20 protein-coding genes are annotated in these 20,073 nt (G+C 63.9%); 14 read left to right on the top strand and 6 right to left on the bottom strand.

Going from position 1 to position 20,073, the window contains the following annotated elements; all coding sequences use genetic code 11:
- Window positions 1-442: 442 nt before the first annotated feature.
- The 5 genes from era to FS320_RS03335 form a co-directional block, all read right to left on the bottom strand.
- On the bottom strand, window positions 443-1,357 hold the full coding sequence (gene era / locus FS320_RS03355) for a GTPase Era (RefSeq protein WP_152709206.1): 915 nt from the start codon (window positions 1,355-1,357) through the stop codon (window positions 443-445).
- Window positions 1,344-2,054 (bottom strand): ribonuclease III, encoded by a 711-nt coding sequence (rnc, locus tag FS320_RS03350; protein WP_162002782.1) that lies wholly within the window; start codon window positions 2,052-2,054, stop codon window positions 1,344-1,346. Before rnc ends, era begins: the two co-directional genes overlap by 14 nt.
- Before the next feature lie 3 nt (window positions 2,055-2,057).
- Window positions 2,058-2,834 carry a signal peptidase I gene (gene lepB / locus FS320_RS03345; protein WP_338105273.1) on the bottom strand — a complete coding sequence of 259 codons (777 nt, stop codon included), beginning with the start codon at window positions 2,832-2,834 and terminating at the stop codon, window positions 2,058-2,060.
- 202 nt (window positions 2,835-3,036) lie between these two features.
- Entirely contained in the window at window positions 3,037-3,435 is a 399-nt protein-coding gene (acpS, locus tag FS320_RS03340) for a holo-ACP synthase (protein ID WP_162002781.1), read from the bottom strand.
- Complete coding sequence (locus tag FS320_RS03335) at window positions 3,432-4,190, bottom strand: pyridoxine 5'-phosphate synthase (protein ID WP_152709204.1); 759 nt, start codon at window positions 4,188-4,190, stop codon at window positions 3,432-3,434. Before FS320_RS03335 ends, acpS begins: the two co-directional genes overlap by 4 nt.
- A gap of 374 nt (window positions 4,191-4,564) precedes the next feature.
- On the opposite strand from FS320_RS03335, the gene rpsF reads away from it, so the two are divergent.
- The 13 genes from rpsF to FS320_RS03270 all read left to right on the top strand — a co-directional run bounded on the left by rpsF (window position 4,565) and on the right by FS320_RS03270 (window position 17,978).
- Window positions 4,565-4,969 (top strand): 30S ribosomal protein S6, encoded by a 405-nt coding sequence (gene rpsF, locus FS320_RS03330; protein ID WP_152709202.1) that lies wholly within the window; start codon window positions 4,565-4,567, stop codon window positions 4,967-4,969.
- A 2-nt stretch (window positions 4,970-4,971) separates the two neighbouring features.
- On the top strand, window positions 4,972-5,232 hold the full coding sequence (gene rpsR / locus FS320_RS03325) for a 30S ribosomal protein S18 (protein WP_036353512.1): 261 nt from the start codon (window positions 4,972-4,974) through the stop codon (window positions 5,230-5,232).
- 258 nt (window positions 5,233-5,490) lie between these two features.
- The gene (locus tag FS320_RS03320; protein WP_152709200.1) at window positions 5,491-6,453 is read left to right on the top strand and encodes a DUF2232 domain-containing protein; all 963 of its coding nucleotides are present in this window, start codon (window positions 5,491-5,493) and stop codon (window positions 6,451-6,453) included.
- Window positions 6,454-6,476: 23 nt separating this feature from the next.
- Window positions 6,477-7,043 (top strand): 50S ribosomal protein L9, encoded by a 567-nt coding sequence (gene rplI / locus FS320_RS03315; protein WP_152709198.1) that lies wholly within the window; start codon window positions 6,477-6,479, stop codon window positions 7,041-7,043.
- A gap of 401 nt (window positions 7,044-7,444) precedes the next feature.
- Window positions 7,445-8,938, top strand: coding sequence for a replicative DNA helicase (locus FS320_RS03310; RefSeq protein ID WP_152709196.1), 1,494 nt, complete (start codon window positions 7,445-7,447; stop codon window positions 8,936-8,938).
- The gene (alr, locus tag FS320_RS03305; protein ID WP_152709187.1) at window positions 8,935-10,101 is read left to right on the top strand and encodes an alanine racemase; all 1,167 of its coding nucleotides are present in this window, start codon (window positions 8,935-8,937) and stop codon (window positions 10,099-10,101) included. Before FS320_RS03310 ends, alr begins: the two co-directional genes overlap by 4 nt.
- A complete protein-coding gene (gene radA, locus FS320_RS03300; RefSeq protein WP_152709186.1) occupies window positions 10,101-11,501 on the top strand; it encodes a DNA repair protein RadA in 1,401 nt (466 codons plus the stop codon). The genes alr and radA overlap by 1 nt, the downstream gene beginning before the upstream one ends.
- Before the next feature lie 141 nt (window positions 11,502-11,642).
- Window positions 11,643-12,884, top strand: coding sequence for a calcium-binding protein (locus FS320_RS49670; protein WP_274597145.1), 1,242 nt, complete (start codon window positions 11,643-11,645; stop codon window positions 12,882-12,884).
- Between the two features lie 188 nt (window positions 12,885-13,072).
- Window positions 13,073-14,089: a zinc-binding dehydrogenase gene (locus FS320_RS03290; RefSeq protein ID WP_162002780.1), complete on the top strand. Its 1,017-nt coding sequence runs from the start codon at window positions 13,073-13,075 to the stop codon at window positions 14,087-14,089.
- Window positions 14,090-14,227: 138 nt separating this feature from the next.
- On the top strand, window positions 14,228-14,833 hold the full coding sequence (locus tag FS320_RS03285; RefSeq protein WP_152709183.1) for a CvpA family protein: 606 nt from the start codon (window positions 14,228-14,230) through the stop codon (window positions 14,831-14,833).
- Window positions 14,834-14,943: 110 nt separating this feature from the next.
- Window positions 14,944-16,431 carry an amidophosphoribosyltransferase gene (purF, locus tag FS320_RS03280; RefSeq protein ID WP_152709182.1) on the top strand — a complete coding sequence of 496 codons (1,488 nt, stop codon included), beginning with the start codon at window positions 14,944-14,946 and terminating at the stop codon, window positions 16,429-16,431.
- Window positions 16,432-16,439: 8 nt separating this feature from the next.
- Window positions 16,440-17,183, top strand: a complete 744-nt coding sequence (locus tag FS320_RS03275; RefSeq protein ID WP_152709181.1) for an SDR family NAD(P)-dependent oxidoreductase — start codon at window positions 16,440-16,442, stop codon at window positions 17,181-17,183.
- A gap of 174 nt (window positions 17,184-17,357) precedes the next feature.
- Window positions 17,358-17,978: a LysE family translocator gene (locus FS320_RS03270; protein ID WP_162002779.1), complete on the top strand. Its 621-nt coding sequence runs from the start codon at window positions 17,358-17,360 to the stop codon at window positions 17,976-17,978.
- A 50-nt stretch (window positions 17,979-18,028) separates the two neighbouring features.
- Here FS320_RS03270 and FS320_RS03265 read toward each other — a convergent pair whose 3' ends face one another.
- The gene (locus tag FS320_RS03265; RefSeq protein WP_162002778.1) at window positions 18,029-19,225 is read right to left on the bottom strand and encodes a helix-turn-helix transcriptional regulator; all 1,197 of its coding nucleotides are present in this window, start codon (window positions 19,223-19,225) and stop codon (window positions 18,029-18,031) included.
- Between the two features lie 260 nt (window positions 19,226-19,485).
- Here FS320_RS03265 and FS320_RS03260 point away from each other — a divergent pair, with 260 nt between their 5' ends.
- Window positions 19,486-20,043 (top strand): calcium-binding protein, encoded by a 558-nt coding sequence (locus FS320_RS03260; protein ID WP_152709178.1) that lies wholly within the window; start codon window positions 19,486-19,488, stop codon window positions 20,041-20,043.
- The last annotated feature ends 30 nt before the right edge of the window (window positions 20,044-20,073 follow it).

The following is a 20,073-nucleotide window of genomic DNA, read 5'->3' as shown; positions in this document are numbered from 1 at the left end:
GCCGGGAAATGGCCTGCCTTCGTACAATCCTTTCAGGATAAAGCCTTACGCCTGATCTGGTTGCGTTCAAAAGCTTCCTGAAATCGAGGCAAAGCAACGATTTCCGAGTGTCCATAAGCTTTACTGGATGACGGCCGAAGTTACCCTCGTGTGGATGGAGCAGCGCTGAAGGCTTTGGGCGCAATACTGCCTTTTTAAGACCTTAGGAGAACATCCCTCAAGTATTCTGCCTACGTTGACCATTGAACGCGACGTTGGATCAAGAACATTAAGACGAGGGGCCCAACGATGTTCGGTATTCTGCGGCGCGCTCAATACATCGATGCTTTGGACAATACTGTTCAGATCGTCACGGAGGAACCGACGCCCGCGATTGCGCGAGAGCCGTCTCGACACGGATTACAAACTGCTGCCGGGGCGGACTGCGCACGGCCTGCCGCGCCTAACCGCGCGGGAACTCCAGGCCCATCTCGCGATAGCGCTCGGGATCGTCGCTCCAGTTCTCGCGCACCTTCACGAAGATGAAGAGGTGCACGGGAGCCTCGGCGATCTCGGCGATCTCCTTGCGGGCCGCCTGTCCGATGGCCTTGATGGTCTGCCCACCCTTGCCGAGCACGATCTTGCGCTGGCTGTCGCGCTCCACGAACACGGTCTGCTCGATGCGCACCGAGCCGTCGGGGCGCTGCTGCCACTGGTCCGTCTCGACGGTGGACTGATAGGGCAATTCCTCGTGCAGGCGCTCGTAGATCTTCTCGCGGGTGATCTCGGCAGCCAACATGCGCAGGGGCGCATCGGAAATCTGGTCCTCCGGATAGAGCCATGGCCCTTCCGGCATCATCTCGGCGAGCTGCCGCTTCAATGTCTGGATGCCGTCGCCCTTCAGGGCCGAGATCATGAAGGTATGGGCGAAGGGCACCTTCTCGTTGAGCTTCGCGGCCATCTCCAGCAGCCTCGAGCGTTCGATCAGGTCGATCTTGTTGAGGATCAGCACCTTCGGGCGCTTCAGGTCGGGCAGCTTGTCGAGGATCGCCTCGGCCTCCTCGTCGATGCCTTTGCGCACGTCGAGCAGGAGGGCGATCACGTCCGCGTCGCCCGCCCCGCCCCAGGCCGACGTCACCATGGCGCGGTCAAGGCGGCGCTTCGGCTTGAAGATGCCGGGCGTGTCCACGAAAACGATCTGAGCCTCGCCCTCGATGGCGATGCCGCGCACGAGGACGCGGGTCGTCTGCACCTTGCGCGATACGATCGAGACCTTGGAACCGACCAGCGAGTTCAGGAGGGTCGACTTGCCCGCATTCGGCGCACCGATGAGAGCGACAAAACCGGCCTTGGTGTGGGTTTGCTCAGGCTGTTCCATGCTCTTCCTCCGTCCAGACGCCCTCTCTCAAGAGAAGGCTTCGCGCCGCCGCCTGTTCCGCGATGCGCTTTGAAGTCCCTTGGCCGAACGCGCTCTTGGTCCCCTTCACCTTGACCATGATCCGAAACTTCGGCGCGTGATCGGGCCCTGTCTGCTCGGCGATAGAATAGGTCGGCGGCGGGAGACCCCTGCCTTGGGCCCATTCCTGCAGGGCGCTCTTCGGGTCGCGCAGGGGACGGCGGGGAGCCTCCAGCAATGCCTGGAACGAGCGCTCGACGAGGTCGCTGGCCGCCTCGTAGCCGCCATCGAGGAAGACGGCACCGATGATCGCCTCGCAGACATCGGCCAGGATGGTCTGGTTGCGCCGCTCGCCCGAATGCGCCTCGCCGGCGCCGAGCTTGAGATAGGGTCCGACGTCCCACGCGATGGCGATCTCGGCGCAGCTTTCGCGCCGCACGAGTTCCGCCAGGCGCCGGGAGAGTTCGCCCTCGGGTGCACTGGGAAAGGTCTTGTAGAGCAGTTCGGCGATGGCGAGACCGAGCACCCGATCGCCTAGGAACTCCAGCCTCTGATAGCTTTGGCCCGCCGCCTGGGGGGCGCTGACATGGGTCAGCGCCTCATCCAGGAGCTCGGGCTTTTCAAAGCGGTAGCCGAGCTTCTTCAGAAGCTCTTCGAGATTCGGCTTGCGGCGTGCCACGGGCTATTGGATCCGCTCGAACAGACGGTTCCAGCGGATCTTCTGCGGCCATTCCCACGGGCGCCACAGGGAGGCGCTCTCGTCGATGGAGAAGAAGATGATCTCGGCCCGGCCGACCAGATTCTCGAACGGCACCTGCCCGACGCTCGCCTCGTCCCGCGAGTCCGTGGAGTTGTCCCGGTTGTCGCCCATCATGAAGAAATGGCCGGGCTGCACCGTGTAGACATTGGTGTTGTCCCAGTAGCCGCGGTCGGCGTCACGCTCGATGACGAAGTGGGACACGCCTCCGGGCAGCGTCTCCTTGTACTGCGGCACGGAGATCGTGCGGCCGTAGAGGTCGGTGGTCTTATAGTCTTCGACGCGCTCGCGCTGCACCGGCTGGCCGTTGATGTGCAGCACGCCGCCGATCACCTGGATCTTGTCGCCCGGCAGGCCGATGACGCGCTTGATGTAGTCGGTCGAATTGTCCTTGGGCAGCTTGAACACAGCGATCTCGCCCCGCTTCGGCTCGGCGCCGAAGATGCGGCCGGAGAAGATGCCCGGGCTGAAGGGGATCGAGTGCTTGGAATAGCCGTAGGAATACTTCGAGACGAACAGGTAGTCGCCGATCAGCAGGGTCGGGATCAGGGATCCCGACGGGATGTTGAAGGGCTGGAAGAGCACCGTGCGAACGACGACCGCGATCAGAAGGGCCTGAACGATGACCTTGATGGTCTCCCAAAGGCCGCCTTCTTCGTTCTTCGTGCCGCTGCCTACGTATTTGCTGCTTTTTTCGCTCACGTCTGTCGACCTATGCTCTTGGACCATGACGGCGGAGGCCGTCTTCATCCGTGTGGCAAGTCGAGAGGGGTTTGCACTTAAGCCCCAAGGGCAAACCACTCTCGATGGATTATTCGCTAGGGCAGTCATGTCCCGCGACCGGAATCCATCCTGCCGCGGCATGCTCTAAACTAAGGCGCGTCCTGCCGCAACGCAGCCCCTGTCAGGCCGGAAGCGCTTCGATGATCACGAAGGCCTGGGCCATGGGGGGATCGTCGGTCAGGGAGACATGGACCACCGCCTTGTGCCCCGGGGGCGTCATGGCCTTCAGGCGCTCCAGAGCTCCTCCCGTCAGCCGCATGGTCGGGCGGCCGGTCGGAAGATTGACAACCTCCATGTCGCGCCAGAAGACCCCATGGCTCAGGCCCGTTCCCAAGGCCTTGGCGCAGGCCTCTTTGGCGGCGAAGCGGCGGGCATAGGACGGGGCCCGGGCGGCCCGGCGGTCGCTCCTTGCCCGTTCGCCCTCGGTATAGATGCGGTGAGTGAAGCGGTCGCCGAAGCGTTCGATCGACTTCTCGATGCGCCGGATGTCGCAAAGGTCGGACCCGATGCCGAGAATCACGCCGGCACCTGTGCCCGACCCTCGTCCATGGCGGCGCGCATGGCCCGCACGGCCTCGTCGAGCCCGAGGAAGATGGCCTCGCCGATCAGCGAATGGCCGATATTGAGCTCCACGATCTGCGGGATCGCCGCGACCGGACGGACCGAGTCGAGGGCGAGGCCGTGCCCCGCGTGGATCTCGAGGCCGATCCCGGCCCCGTGCTCGGCAGCGCGCTTCAGGCGCTCCAGCTCATGGGCGATCCTTGCCGGGTCGCCCTCGACGACCGCCTCGCAATAGGTGCCCGTATGGAGTTCGACCACGGGCGCCCGCAGGTCGCAGGCGGCGTCCATGACCGCAATTTCCGGCTCGACGAAAAGCGACACGCGGATGCCCTCACCCTTCAATTCCTGAATCACCGGACGCAGATGGGCATGGGCGCCGATGATGTCGAGCCCCCCTTCCGTGGTGCGCTCCTCGCGCTTCTCGGGCACGAGGCAGGCCGCATGGGGATGCATCCGCGTGGCGAGCGCCACCATCTCGGAGGTCGCCGCCATCTCGAAATTGAGCGGCACGAACAGCTCCTGCTTGAGCCGCCACATATCCGCATCGCGGATGTGTCGCCGGTCTTCGCGCAGATGCGCGGTAATCCCGTCCGCTCCGGCCAGAACGGCCAGGTTCGCGGCCCGGACCGGGTCGGGATGGATGCCGCCCCGCGCATTCCGCACGGTCGCGACGTGATCGATATTGACGCCAAGGCGTAGAGGAGGAGCCATCATAAGGGTGTTTTAGCTTAAGGCGGCCCGTTGACCAGAGTCCTCCGGTTCTCCAGAGACGCTATCAACGGCAAAACGCCGCGCAGTGTCATTCCCGGCCGGAGACGACGAGGGAGTGAGCGGCAGAGGCGGACCCTTGCCTTCCCGACCCAAATCGACTATAGCCCCCGCTTCGCGTTCGCTCCGGCCGGGGGCTGAACGGACGGCTTGGCTTGCCATGCAGGGTTTTTGGACCCGTCGTCCCGTGTCTCCGCCTTCGACAATCGCTCGGGCCTTGCAGGCTCGAAGGGCTTGGCGCCGATCGGACGCGCGAAACGGCCAAGACACTCTTCAAAACAGTGCCACGGCTTGAACCTCAAACCTGAGAAAGGCCCACTATGCCTCTCTACGAGCATATCTTTATGGCTCGCCAGGATGTCACCCCGCAGCAGGTCGAAACTATGGTCGACCAGTACAAGGGCGTCATCGAGCAGAATGGCGGCAGCGTCGACAAGACCGAGATGTGGGGCGTGAAGTCCCTCGCCTACCGGATCAAGAAGAACCGCAAGGCGCATTTCACGATGTTCAACCTCAACGCTCCCGCTCCTGCGGTGGCCGAGATGGAGCGTCAGATGCGCATCAACGAAGACATCCTTCGCTTCATGACCATCAAGGTCGAAGAGCTCGAGACCGAGCCGTCCGTGATGATGCAGAAGCGTGACCGCGACGAGCGCAAGGACCGGGAGCGCCGCGAGCGCGACGGCGGCGGCTTCGACGGCGGCAACGAAGCTGAGGAGGCTTAATCATGGCATTTGGTGCTACTGGTGGGGCTGCCGGCGGTGGTCGTCGTCCGTTCTTCCGTCGTCGCAAGACCTGCCCCTTCTCGGGTCCCAACGCCCCGAAGATCGACTACAAGGACACGAAGCTCCTGTCCCGCTACATCTCGGAGCGCGGCAAGATCGTTCCTTCGCGCATTACGGCCGTGTCGGCCAAGAAGCAGCGTGAGCTCGCCCAGGCGATCAAGCGCGCCCGCTTCCTGGGCCTCCTGCCCTACGTGATCCGCTAAGATCATCCGGCTGCCCGATTCGTCGGACAGCTATGCGAATAGCCATCCTCATCCTGAGGAGCCGCCATGGGCGGCGTCTCGAAGGACGAGGATGGCGGTTCCAGAGTTCTCTGGAGCCTCGTTCGAGACGCAGCTTCGCTGCTCCTCAGGATGTGGTCAAAGAGGATAGATTTTTCATAGCCCAGCGGTGAAAACCCGCCGGGCCAGTTGGGGCCAGTCGCCCCTAACCCTGCCAGCGAGCAGCGGGACAGCGAGACGATGAATTTTGTTGCAACAGGCATAGGCGCAGGCCTCGTATCGGCCCTTCTGACTGCGGTGATCGTCAAGGCGACGCCGCTCGCGGCCGTGTTGTATCTCCTTGCCCCCATTCCCGTTCTGATCGTTTCCCTCGGGTGGGACCACCGCTCCGGGCTCATTGCGGCTCTCGTCGGCGGTCTTGCGATCGCCCTGATCCTGTCTCCGCTCAGCGGATTGGGCTTTGCCCTCATCACCGCCCTGCCCGCCTGGTGGCTGTCCTATCTCGCCCTTCTCGGGCGCCCCGGACAGGACGGAACCATGGAATGGTACCCGGTCGGGCGGCTCCTGGCCTGGATCGCTGCAACGGCAGCGCTCACCATCATCGCCGCCGGCGTGATCTCGACGGGCGCCGATTTCAGCGCCTTCGACCAGAACGCCCGCGCGGTGTCCGAGGCCTTCGTCAACACGCAGTTCAACACGTCCGGGCCGGACGCGCTCGACGCGGAAACCCGTGAGGAACTGGTCAGCATCTTCGCCCGCCTGACGCCTTTCCTTTCGGCGCAAGGCTTCGCCACCGTGCTGGCGCTCTATCTCTGGGCGGCCGCCCGAATCGTGCACGCCTCCAAGCGCCTGCCGCGCCCCTGGCCGTCGGTTCCGGAACTCGTGATGCCCCGTTCTGCCGGGCTGATCCTGATCGGCGCTCTCGTGGTGGCAAGCTTCGACGGCTTCATCGGCGCACTGGGAATGGCCCTGTCGGGAGCCTTCCTCATGGCCTTTGCCCTGCAGGGTCTCGCCGCCGTTCACGACCGTACGCGGGGCAAGTCCGGCCGCTCGTTCATCCTGTCGGCTCTGTACGTCCTCATCTTCATTACCCAGGGCATCCTGATGGTTGCTCTGGCCCTGTTCGGCATTGCCGACACCGTCTTCCGCCTGCGCCGCCGCTTCGGCACGCGGCCGAATCCCCCGCCAACTCTTTCCACCTGATCACGAACCTAAAGGAGACAACCATGGAAGTGATCCTTCTCGAGCGCGTCGCAAAACTCGGCCAGATGGGTGAGACCGTAAAGGTCCGCTCGGGCTACGCACGCAACTTTCTCCTGCCGCGCGGCAAGGCTCTGCGCGCCAGCGAGGGCAACAAGAAGCATTTCGAGGCTCAGCGCGCCCAGCTTGAGGCCCGTAATCTCGAGCGCCGCAAGGAAGCGGAAGTCGTCGGCGAGAAGCTGAACGGCCAGAGCTTCATCATCCTGCGCCAGTCCGGTGAGACCGGCGTGCTCTACGGTTCGGTCTCGACCCGTGACCTCGCCGAGATCATGACCCAGAACGGCTTCACGGTTGACCGCAACCAGATCGCTCTCAACCAGCCGATCAAGACCATCGGCCTGCACAATGTGCCGGTCGCCCTCCATCCGGAGGTCGAGGTTCGGGTGACCATCAACGTCGCCCGCAGCCCCGAGGAAGCCGAGCGTCAGGCTCGCGGCGAAGCCGTCACGGCTCGCGATGAACTGAATCTCGACGATCTCGGCCTCGAGGTCGGCGCAGCGCTGGCCGAGGCCGGTGGCGACGAAGAGATCTAAGTCTTTCGTCATTCCCCTGCCGGGAATGAACCTTCTCTGCGTCATGGCCGGGCTTGTCCCGGCCATTCTGACCCGGTGAGGCGCCGCCGCTTTTCGGATCGAGATCACCGCCACAAGGCGGGTGATGACAAGTTCCAGGCAGCAAGCTAGAGCGATTGCTCTGGTTCTTGATTTGTTCTAAAATCGCGCTCTCCGTCGATTCGACGGGGAGCGTTTTTCTTTTGGGTTCCAGGCTTGTCGAAGAGTCAAGCTGCAACGCCTGCGAAAAGAGGAACGGTGTGAGAATCGAGGACAGCGAGGACAGATCGGGAAGAGTCCGACTTCGTGTCCGCACGGCAACCTTTAGGACACCAATTGCGGTCTAAGAGACTCTAACCCTTCTTTTGTTTTCGGAGCGCCAGATGGCCGCCGCCAATGCCCTGATCGCCCGCCTCGAAGCCGCCGAGCCGCAGTTTCGGACGCCCCCCAGCAACATCGAAGCCGAACAGGCTCTGCTGGGCGCGATTCTGGTCAACAACGATGCCTATTACCGCGTCTCCGATTTCCTCGAGGCCGGCCATTTCATCGAAGACCTGCACCGGCGCATCTACGAGGTGGCGACGAGCCTGATCAAGGCCGGCAAGGTCGCGACTCCGATCACCATGAAGACATTCCTGGGCGATCAGGATCTCGGCGGCATCACCGTCTCCCAATACCTCGCGCGTCTGGCGGCCGAGGCGACGACCGTCATCAACGCCGAGGATTACGGCCGCACGATCTACGACCTCGCGGTGCGCCGGAACCTGATCAATATCGGCGAGGACATGGTGAACGTCGCCTTCGACGCACCGGTCGAAACCTCGCCCCGCGACCAGATCGAGGAGGCGGAGCGCCGCCTTTACGCCCTGGCCGAGACCGGCCGCTACGACGGCGGCTTCCAGCGCTTCTCCGATGCGCTCACGGCGGCCATCGACATGGCCGCTGCGGCGTATAAGCGCGAGGGCGCACTCTCCGGCATCTCGACGGGTCTCGTCGATCTCGACCGCTCGCTCGGCGGTCTGCAGCCGTCGGACCTGGTCATCCTCGCGGGCCGCCCAGCGATGGGTAAGACCTCGCTGGTGACGAACATCGCGTTCAACATCGCCAAGGCCTATCAGGCCGAGAAGCAGCAGGACGGCACGCTGAAGACCGTCAACGGCGGCATCGTCGGCTTCTTCTCTCTCGAAATGTCGGCCGAACAGCTCGCCACCCGTATCATCGCCGAGCAGTCGGGCGTGCCCTCGTACAAGATCCGCCGCGGCGACATGCGCGAGGACGATTTCTACAAGATCACGGAAGCTGCCCGCGAGATGCAGTCGATCCCGTTCTACATCGACCAGACCGGCGGCATCTCCATCGCCCAGCTCGCGGCCCGTGCGCGCCGCCTCAAGCGCCAGCGCGGCCTCGACATCCTGATCGTCGACTATCTTCAGCTTCTCTCCGGTTCGTCCAAGAAGGGCGAGAACCGGGTGCAGGAGCTCACCGAGATTACCACAGGCCTCAAGGCGCTTGCCAAGGAGCTGTCGGTTCCGCTCGTGGCTCTCTCCCAGCTTTCCCGTCAGGTCGAATCGCGCGACGACAAACGCCCGCAGCTGTCTGACCTTCGTGAATCGGGCTCGATCGAGCAGGACGCCGACGTGGTCATGTTCGTTTACCGCGACGAGTACTATCTGAAGAACAAGGAGCCGAAACCCGGCACCGAGGAATACTTCAAGTGGCAGGCGGAGATGGATCAGGTCCACGGCAAGGCCGAGGTCATCATCGGCAAACAGCGTCACGGACCGACCGGCACCGTGCAGCTGGCCTTCCAGGCCGACATCACCCGCTTCACCAACCTTGCGGATGAAGACAAACTCCCTGAACGGATTGGCGATTGACCAAGCTTACCTCGCAGACCAATGCAGCCGGCGGCATTCCCGAAAATGCCGCCGGTGGTGTCCTCCATATCGACCTCGACGCCCTCGCCTCCAACTGGCGCACCCTGCGCGACAACGCAGGCGGCGCGGAGACTGCCGCCGTGGTCAAGGCCAATGCCTATGGCATCGGCATCGAGAAGGCTGTCCCGGCCCTCGCCAGGGCCGGCTGCCGCACGTTCTTCGTGGCGCACCTGAGCGAGGCGATCCGCGTCCGCGCCGTTGCGCCCGACGCGACGATCTACGTGCTGAACGGCCTCTTTGCCGGCACCTGCCCCACCTATGCGGAATTCGATCTATGCCCTGTCCTCGGCTCCTTCGAGGAAATCGAGGAATGGGCCGGTTTCTGCCGCGCTGAGGGCCAAAAGCGGAAAGCCGCGATCCATGTCGATACCGGCATGAACCGGCTCGGCCTCACCGTGCCACAAGGGTTGACGCTCAAGGATCGCGCGGAGTTGAAGGACTTCGAAACATCGCTCCTCATGAGCCATTTCGTGAGCGCCGAGGAAAGCGACAATCTGCTCAACCGGCAGCAGATCGAAGCGTTTCAGGCCGTGCGGGCAACGCTTCCCGGCATCGCGGCCTCGCTCGCCAATTCCTCCGGCATATTCCTAAAGGAGAAGCCACATTTCGATCTCGCCCGACCGGGCTACGCGCTCTATGGCGGCAACCCGACGCCGGACCGGGACAACCCCACGAAGCCGGTCGTGGGTCTTGAAGCCCGCATCGTTCAGCTACGCTGGGTCGAGGCCGATCACAGTGTCGGCTACAATGGCCGCTGGCTTGCGCTGGAAAAGCGCCGCATCGCCACCCTCTCCGTCGGTTATGCTGACGGTTACCCGCGCGCCGCGAGCGCCCGCGGCAAGAGCGGCGACGAGCTGCTCTCAGGCATGGCCCTGGTGGCAGGACGCACCTGCCCCTTCGCCGGCAACGTCTCCATGGATCTGATTACGATCGACGTGACGGATGTGCCGGAGAATCAGGTTCAGCGCGGCGATACCGTCACTCTGATCGGGGGAGATTTGACCGTCGACGAGGTCGGCCGCCGCGCCGGCACCATCGGCTACGAAATCCTGACCAATCTCGGATCGCGCTACGCCCGCACCTATCGCGGGGGGCAAGGCTGATGGCCAAACGTCACCCCTCCTTCGTCTGCCAGGAATGCGGCGCGGTCTATACCCGCTGGAAAGGCAAATGCGAGGCCTGCGGCGGCTGGAACACCATCGCCGAGGAGGCAGGCTCCGCGAGCCCGATGGCCGGTCCCGTCGCCACGCGCCCGTCTCGTGCCAAGGGCCGGATCTTTCCGCTCGAAGGTCTCTCCGGCGAGAGCAAGGAGGCCCCGCGCACTCCCTCCGGCATTGCCGAACTCGACCGGGTCACCGGCGGCGGCTTCGTGCATGGCTCGATCATCCTGCTCGGCGGCGATCCCGGCATCGGCAAGTCGACGCTGCTGATGCAGGCCTCCGCCGCCCTTGCCCTGAGGGGCGAGCGGGTCGCCTATATCTCGGGCGAAGAGGCGGTGGCGCAGGTGCGCCTGCGGGCTGAGCGCCTCGGCCTGGGCCAAGCGCCCGTCGAACTCGCCTCCGAGACCAATGTCGAGGACATCATCGCCACCTTGAGCCAGGGCCGTCCGCCGGCGCTCGCCATCATCGACTCGATCCAGACCATGTGGACCGAGACGGTGGAATCCGCGCCCGGCACCGTCACGCAGGTCCGCGGCTCCGCCCAGGCGCTGATCCGCTTCGCGAAGACCACCGGCACGGCCGTCATTCTCGTCGGCCACGTGACCAAGGACGGGCAGATCGCCGGCCCCCGCGTCGTCGAGCACATGGTCGACGCGGTGGTCTCCTTCGAGGGCGACTCGGGCCACCATTTCCGAATCCTGCGCGCGGTGAAGAACCGCTTCGGCCCCACCGACGAGATCGGCGTCTTCGAAATGTCCGATCAGGGTCTGCGCGAGGTGACCAACCCGTCGGAGCTGTTCCTCGCCGGACGCGACATGGCGACCGCCGGCACGGCGGTCTTCGCCGGCATGGAGGGCACGCGCCCGCTCTTGGTGGAGATCCAGGCCCTCGTCGCGCCGACCTCCCTCGGCACGCCACGCCGGGCTGTGGTCGGCTGGGATCAGAGCCGCCTGGCCATGGTGCTCGCGGTGCTGGAGGCCCATGGCGGGCTCAAGCTCGGCATGCACGACGTCTATCTCAACGTGGCGGGAGGCCTGCGCATTACCGAACCCGCCGCGGATCTCGCGGCTGCGGCAGCTTTGGTGTCGTCCCTCTCCGGCAATCCGCTTCCCCCCGACACGGTCTATTTCGGCGAACTCGGTCTTTCCGGCGCGATCCGCCCGGTGGCGCAAGCGCCGGCCCGGCTTAAGGAGGCGGCGAAACTTGGCTTTTCCGGCGCTGTCGCACCGGCACCGCGTCTGGAGAAAGGCAAGCCGGAGAAGCTGCCTCTCGCAACATCGTCCATCGGCCATATCACTGATCTGGTTGCAGGAATTGCAGCGCGCCGGCGCAAAGCCTCCTGACGGCTTGTTCCTTCTGGAATCGTCTTAGGCCATCCGGTCTACTTGATCGTAAAATGATATTATGTATCATTAATTCCGTAAGCCTGCCGGATGGCCTCGTCGGCAGAATCAACGATTGGCCTGGGATCTTTGGGGGACAACATGGCGACGGTTACTCTTTCGAACTCGACAATCGTCGAGAATCCTCAAGTCGGCACGATTGTGGGGTTCATCGGCGTCACCGGTGAGGGTGCCAGCGAGAATGCCGCCTTCAGATTGATCGATCCGGGCAGCGGGCGCTTCGAAATCAAGCCAATCTCCCAGGAAGGCATCTTGAATTGGGTGCTGGTCGTCAAAAACAGCGTAAGCGGCGACGGCAGCAGCCTCTTCGATTTCGAGAACGACGCCCTCAATCATTTCACCTTCAAGATTTCCGCCACCGGAGATGTGGGCACCGTCGTCGCGACGACGACCCTCACGGTTTCGGTGTCGGACAATACGGCTCCGACCGAGATCATCCTGTCGGACAGCTCCGTGGTCGAGCATGCGCAAACAGGTACCGTGATCGGTTCGCTCTGGGCGTTCGATCCCGATGACGACGACACCTTCACCTATACCCTGACGGACGATGCCGGCGGACGCTTTGACATCGTGGACGGTAATGTCGTGGTGAAGGACGGCTCTCTGCTGGATTATCTGAGCGCCAAGTCGCATCAGATCACGGTCGAGGTCAAAGATTCCGACGGTAACATCCACACGGCCAACCTGACCATCAACGTGTCCGATGCCGTCAACATCCGGAACGGCACCGCAACGAACGACCGACTCCACGATAGTGCTAGATCGGACCTTTTCAAAGATCTGTCCGGCAACGACACGCTCTACGGCCTCGCCGGCGACGACATGCTCAACGGGGGCGCCGGCAACGACAAGCTTTATGGCCTCGCCGGGAACGATACGCTCAACGGCGGTGCCGGCAAGGATTTCCTCTCCGGCGGCGATGGCGCGGACACCTTCGTGTTCGACAATCCCTTCAAGAAGGGCCATTTCGACCACATCAACGACTTCAAATCCGGACAGGACAAGATCCATTTCGACCTCGACGCCCTGACGGGGTTCAAGGTCAAAGCCGCGAAGAGCGATCTTCTTGACCTCGCCAAGAAGAGTAAGCTGGATAAGAAGTCCTCGGTCGGGCTTGATAAGGTCTTCAAAGAAGGCAAGCTGGAGAAGAAATTCTTCACCGTCGGGACCGCCTCCAATGACGGGAACGACTACGTCGTATACACGAAGAAGAGCGGGACTGTTTACCTGGATGTTGACGGCTCCGGCAGCGCGAACCCGATCGAAATCCTCAAGCTGAAGCCCGGCACCACCCTCTCCTTCAACGACTTCCTGTTCATCTAAGATCGGGTACCATCCCGATATCGGGCTCCGGCGTTATCCGCCGGAGCTTTTTTATTGCTCTCACATCCCCTCAACGACCTCTCGAAGCCTTGACGAAAGGGCTCTGCACATCACCCGTTATCAGGTGTAAATCGCACGTGCCACGACAGACGGCGCCTTGCGCCAGTCCCGCCCCAGGAGTCGAAGCTGTGACAGAACAAAACCTTCAAATCCTCCTCGCCTCGCGTCCGGTCGGTCGCCCCTCGCCCGATAACTTCGAGTTCGTGCATACGCCCATCCCGAGCCCAGGCGAAGGACAGGTTCTTCTCAAGATCCGGTATCTCTCGCTCGATCCCTACATGCGCGGCCGAATGAGCGCCGCGAAATCCTACGCGGCATCTGTCGAGATCGGGCAGGTCATGGAGGGCGGCACGGTGGCCGAGGTGCTGGAGAGCCGGCATCCCGATTATGCTGCGGGCGATAGGGTTCTCTCCTATTCAGGCTGGCAGGCCCATGCCCTGTCGGACGGCACCGATCTGCGCAAGCTCGATCCGCAACAAGCACCTGTCACGACCGCGCTTGGCGTACTCGGGATGCCGGGCTTCACGGCCTATGCCGGATTGCTCACCCTCGGGCAGCCCAAGCCCGGAGAGACCGTCGTGGTGGCTGCGGCAAGCGGGCCAGTCGGAGCGGCGGTCGGCCAGATTGCGCGCATCAAAGCGGCGCGTGCGGTGGGAATCGCCGGCGGACCGGACAAATGCGCGCTGGTTCGCGACGCTTTCGGCTTCGATGTCGCCCTCGACCATCGCTCGCCCACCTTTGCGGAGGAATTGCAGGCAGCCTGTCCGGACGGCATTGATGTCTACTTCGAGAATGTCGGCGGCAAGGTATGGGATGCTGTGTTTCCTTTGCTGAATACCTTCGCCCGCATTCCGGTCTGCGGACTCGTGGCGCAGTACAACAGCACCGGCCCCTTCGACGGGCCTGATCGCCTGCCCATCCTGATGCGTGACGTGCTCACCAAGAGCCTGACCATCCGCGGCTTCATCCAGCGCGAGTTCCACGCGCAGCGCCCCGCCTTCTATCGGGAGATGGCCCAGTGGATCGCCGAGGGACGCGTCAAGTACCAGGAAGACATCGTCGACGGACTTGAGAGCGCACCGGAGGCCTTCATCGGCATGCTGGAGGGCAGGAATTTCGGCAAGCTGATCGTGCAGGTTTCCTGATCGAAGGCTGCTCTGCGTTCTCCTTCGCACAACCTTCCACCGTTCCAAGGGTGACGAAAGCCTTTCTTAACGCTATAGAGCCAGGCTCCGAACCCGCAAAGGCGGCTCCATTCCTGTTATCTTGCGTAGGCCCGGCCCATGCCCTTTTCCGTTCTGGACCTCGTCGTCATCGGTATCGTCCTTATCTCGGCTCTTCTTGCTGCCGTCCGCGGCTTCACCCGCGAGGTTCTCGCCATCGTAGCCTGGGTGGTCGCAGCCGCCGCGGCCTGGTACCTGCATCCGACGGCCCTGCCGATCGCGCAGCAATATATCAGCAGCAACACGGTGGCGCTCGTGGCGGCCATCGGCGGCATCTTCGTGGTGACGCTGATCATCGTCTCGATCATCACGGTGCAGGTCTCCGACCTGATCCTCGATTCGCGCATCGGCGCCCTTGACCGGACGCTGGGACTGTTCTTCGGCGCGGCGCGCGGCTTCCTCATCTGCGTGATCGGCTGGGCCTTCCTGGGCTGGCTGCTCCAAGGCAAGGAGCCTGAATGGGCGGCCTCCTCCCGCACCCGGCCGGCAATGGAAAACACCCGCGACAACATCATCGCGATGCTGCCGGAGAATGCCGAGGCTCTGCTCCAACGCCTGCGCAACAAGGAAGCGCCGACGGAAGCCGAGCCGGCCGAGCCCGACCCGCAGCGCCCAGCAGCGCCGGGCGCTCCCGCAGCCCCGCAGCCGCCCCAGCGGCGGAGCTGAGCCTTGTCCTTCACGTTTCCGCCAGCGTCAGTTTAGCCATTGGCGTTCGGCCTAAGGCCGACTACATAAGGGCGGCGCCGGTGGGGGCGCGAATCCCAAGGATTTGATCGATGTCTGCTTTGTCAGAGACGTGGCAGGTCACCCCGAAGCAGGTGGACCTCGACCTCGACGGCGATACCCTGCGCGAAGAATGCGGCGTCTTCGGCATCTACGGACATCCGGATGCGGCCGCCATCACGGCACTCGGCCTCCACGCCCTGCAGCACCGCGGCCAGGAGGCGGCGGGCATCGTCTCCTACAACGGGTCGGTGTTCCATTCCGAGCGCAGGCTGGGTCTCGTGGGGGACAACTTCTCCGACCGGGCGACCATCGAGCGTCTGGAAGGCCTGTCCGCCATCGGCCATACCCGCTACTCGACCACGGGCGAGACGGTTCTGCGCAACGTGCAGCCCCTCTTCGCCGAGCTCGACGGCGGCGGCTTCGCGGTGGCCCATAACGGCAACCTGACCAATGGCCTGACCCTGCGCCGCAATCTGATCCGCGACGGCGCGATCTGCCAGTCGACCACGGACACGGAGGTGATCGTCCACCTCGTCGCCCGCAGCCGCAAGGACCAGGTGGTCGACCGCTTCGTCGAGGCGATCCAGAAGATCGAGGGCGCCTATGCCCTGGTGGCGCTCACCAACAAGAAGCTGATCGGCGCCCGGGACCCGCTGGGCATCCGCCCGCTGGTGCTGGGAGAGCTCGACGGCCGCTACATTCTCGCTTCCGAGACCTGCGCGCTGGACATCATCGGGGCCCGCTTCGTCCGCGACATCGAAAACGGCGAATGCGTGGTGATCTCGGACGAGGGCATCAAATCCTTCCGCTTCGTGCCGGAGCAGACTCCCCGTCCCGATATCTTCGAATACATCTATTTCGCCCGTCCCGATTCCGTCGTGAACGGCCGCAGCGTCTACGACGTCCGCAAGGGCATGGGCCGCGAGCTCGCACTCGAATCGCCAGCCAACGCGGACGTGGTCATTCCCGTGCCGGATTCCGGCGTGCCGGCGGCACTGGGCTATGCCCAGACCTGCGGCTTGCCCTACGAACTCGGCATCATCCGCAATCATTATGTCGGCCGCACCTTCATCCAGCCGACCCAGTCGGTGCGCGAGCTCGGCGTGCGCATGAAGCACTCCGCCAACCGCGCGGCGATTGCCGGCAAGCGGATCGTGCTCGTGGACGACAGCCTCGTGCGCGGCACGACTTCGGTGAAGATCGTGCGCATGATGCGCGAGGCCGGTGCCAAGGAAGTGCATTTCCGCATCTCCAGCCCGCCGATCACCCATCCGGACTTCTACGGCATCGACACGCCAGAGAAGGAAAAGCTGCTCGCCGCCACCCACGATTTGGAGCAGATGCGCCAGTATATCGGGGCGGATTCGCTCGCCTTCCTGTCCATCGAAGGCGTCTACCGCGCCATGGGCGAGAAGGGCCGCAACCCGGCGCAGCCGCAATTCACCGACCATTGCTTCACGGGCGATTACCCGACGCCGCTGACGGACCTCACCGTCGCCACCCCGCGCCGCCTCGCCGTTCTCGCCGAAGCCGACTGAGCATCACAATGGACAAGCCTCTCCTCAACCGCGTCGCGGTCGTCACCGGCGCTTCGCGCGGCATCGGCCGCGCCGCGGCGCTCGCCCTTGCGGAGGCTGGCGCGCATGTGATCGCGCTGGCCCGGACCCAGGGTGCGCTCGAATCCCTCGACGACGAGATCCGCGCCAGGGGCTCCTCGGCCACCCTCGTGCCGGTGAACCTGAAGGATTTCGAGGCCCTCGACCGGCTCGGCGCCGCGATCCACGAGCGCTGGGGCAAGCTCGACATTCTGCTCGGCAATGCGGGCCAGCTCGGCGAGCTCGCGCCGATCACCCATATCGACCAGCCGGTCTGGGACGAGGTGATGGCGGTCAACGTGACGGCCAATTACCGCCTGATCCGCTCCCTCGATCCGCTGCTGCGGGCCTCGGACGCGGGCCGGGCGATCTTCATCACGTCCGGCGCCGCCCACAAGCACAGGGCCTATTGGGGCGTCTACTCTGTGTCGAAGGCCGCCCTCGAAGCGCTGGTGCGCACCTACGCGGCCGAGACGGCGACGACCCCGGTCAAGACCATGCTGCTCAATCCCGGCCCGCTTCGCACCGCCATGCGCCGCACGGCCATGCCCGGCGAGGACCCGCTGACCCTGAAGACCCCGGAAGACCTCGCGCCGCACATCGTGAAGCTCGCCCTGCCCTCGTGGTCCGAGACCGGCAAGATCTACGATTTCACGCAGGACGGCAAGGTCATCGAGCCGCAGATGCCGGCCTGACGGATCGACAAAAATATCTGCCTCCGCCCCAGCCTGAATGCTCCGCATCCACCAAACGGTGGACGCGGCGCGTTGCCGGTCGAGCTAGCGTCGAGTCTCCTGCAAGAGGCGGTGTTACGACCTGCTCGCACCAGGACGAACATTCGCCTCGACACGGCTCAGCGAGGCATGGTCATGACTGGCATGTCGGCATTCCTATCCGGGGCAACGGTTGGGTTCGTGATCACTGTGCCCATCGGTCCCATGAGCGTACTTTGCATTCAGCGCGCGCTGATCTACGGCGCCATCGCGGGATTCGCCACCGGCCTCGGGGCGGCGACCGTCCTGGTCATATACACGACCTGCGCGGTGCTCGGCGTCGGACCGGCCGTCACCCCGGTCCTCGGCAACAGCCAGGCCTTCATCTCGGCCGCCTCCGCCTGCCTCCTCCTCTGGTTCAGCGCTCGCGTCCTCAGGCGGACGGTGTCGCTGACGGCATCGGTCGCGCAGGAACGGGGAGCCGTTTCGTCCTATTGCAGCGCCGTTGCCTGCGCCCTGCTCAATCCCCTGACGCCGGCCCTGCTCGCAGCCGTGCTGCCCGCCGTCGCATCTCCCGCCCCGACGGCGGCCTCCACGATGATCGCAGGCGTGTTCGCGGCCTCGGTCACGTGGTGGCTGATCGTGAGCGGCAGCGTCGCCGCCCTGCGCTCGCGGCTGAACGTGACGATCCTGAACCTCATCAACAAGGCCTCGGGCCTGGTCCTCGGGCTGCTGGGCGTGCTGATGGCCGCGAATGCGTGGGGGCTCAGTGTCTAGCGCGTCGGATGGACCCCCAAAAGTGCCATCCACCTTTCCCATCCGATGCTCTAGCTCGGGCGGCCGATATCTCCCTGCTGCCAGGGCTGCCCGAGGTCGAGAGGACCGCCATGGACCGGCTGGGTCATCTGCATCGTCAACCGGACAAGCTCCGTCTGGCGGGACACGCCGGTCTTGGCGAAGATATGGTCGAGATGCGTCTTTGCGGTCGACCGGGCGATGCCGAAATGCTGCGCGGTTTCGGCCAGGGTATGGCCGGCCATGAGACTGTCCAGGATCCGGACCTCGGCGGCAGTGAGGCTGAAGGCCCTCGCGAGCAGGCCGGTCCCTGTCTGCTCGTCGGGCACTCCGATGAAGATGGCCGCGACGGCATTGGGCTGCAGCCGCGTGCGCAGGTCTCCCGTCGCCATGGGAAGCACGTGGGCATAAGCCGGCGGTTGATCGACATCCGTCAGGCGAATGGCCGTGCTCGTCTCGCCGAGGTGCGTCTCGTTGCGGGCGGCAAGCATGATCGCCTTGCGGAGCTCCCGGCTCGCCGACGACGCGGTGGCGGCCAGGACGCGGCGGATGCTCCGGATGGGGCCGCCATTGCTCATCATGTGCTCGGCCGAGCGGTTGGCGTGCAGAATGCCGGAGCGCTCGTCGGTCAGCACGACCCCACACCGGAGCGCATCGAGCGCTTCGGCCATGTGAGCACGCTCGATGGAGCGCACGTCGAGGATATCGCTGATCGTCACCGCCTTGCGCAGATGCGGCAGCAGCAGGCGGCCAAGTTCGATCTCGCGCGGTGTGATGACGCCCTGCCGGGCGTGCCTCCCCAGTCCGATCTCCGCGAACTGCCGATGCGTGTGCATGAGGAACATGTGCATGATGTCGACGATGCCCTGCGGCTTTAGGCATTCCTCGGCGTAGGGCGACGTCTGGACATAGTCGGGGCTGAGATGGACCGAGGTCACGAACATCTCGTCGATCGACGATTGCAGGGTCAGCCACTCGGTCAGTCGGGCGTTGATCTCTCCCACGTGCCGTTCCGACTTGATCCGCAGGAGGCCCGGCTCCCAGCCGGCGGCCTTGTTGATCAGGAAGCGGTTTTCGTGGAGATCGTTCAGGGTCAGGGACACGACGGCGCAGTCGAAGGTGTCCGCGACCTCCGACAGGGTCGGTTCCCAGCGGCCGGGATCGAGGGCGCAGTCGTAGATCGATCCGATCGGTTCCGATAGCCTGCGATGCGACAGCACCTCACCCATCGGCCTTCCCTCCTGGGCTGGACCTTTTCCCATCCGGCCACATCGATACCTTGGATGGGGTTATAGGGCGAAATTATTCCAACGAAACCCAAGCTGCGCAAGGGTTTCGGAACCGATCTCCTGTCTAAGACCACGCTTGGGCCGGATAAGGCATTTCGCCACAGGCAACGTTTCTATACGTCATATCGTTGCTTTTACCATTGTTTGCTCATATCCAGCAGTCCTTCGGACGAGGGCAGAATCGATTTGAGGAGTAGACGATGAGCTACAAGAACACTTCGCAATCCGGCTGGACATTTGCGGGCAATCACCAGGATGCGCTTTGGGCGGCCAACGCCCTGACCCTTCCGCCACAGGGAACGCCCCGCGCCGACGTGCTGAAAGGGACCGACAGCATCGACGGCTTCTATGGCATGGGCGGCAACGACACCATTTATGGCTACGGCGGCGGTGACGTTCTTGCCGGCGCTGCCGGGAACGACCGACTCTATGGTGGCACCGGAGCGGACACCTTCTTCTTCGATACCAAGCTGAACGCGAAGACCAACGTCGACCGCATCATGGATTTCGACCCGACTGAGGACATGATCAGCTTGTCCCGCCACACGTTCAGCAAGCTCAAAGCGGCCCGCACGTTGAAGGCGGACGCGTTCCACGCCGGCAAGAAGGCTCACGACGCGTCGGATCGCATCATCTACGACAAGGGTACCGGCAGCCTTTACTACGATCCCGACGGCACGGGCGCGGCGGCGCAAATCAAGTTCGCCGTCCTGACCAAACAGACGTTGCTGACCTTCAAGGATCTCTCTGTCATCTAATAGCATTGGCGAGAGCCAAGACCAGCCCCT

This window comes from Microvirga tunisiensis (assembly GCF_009296175.1).
Classification (GTDB): domain Bacteria; phylum Pseudomonadota; class Alphaproteobacteria; order Rhizobiales; family Beijerinckiaceae; genus Microvirga; species Microvirga tunisiensis.
This window is presented reverse-complemented; position numbering and strand designations above follow the sequence as displayed.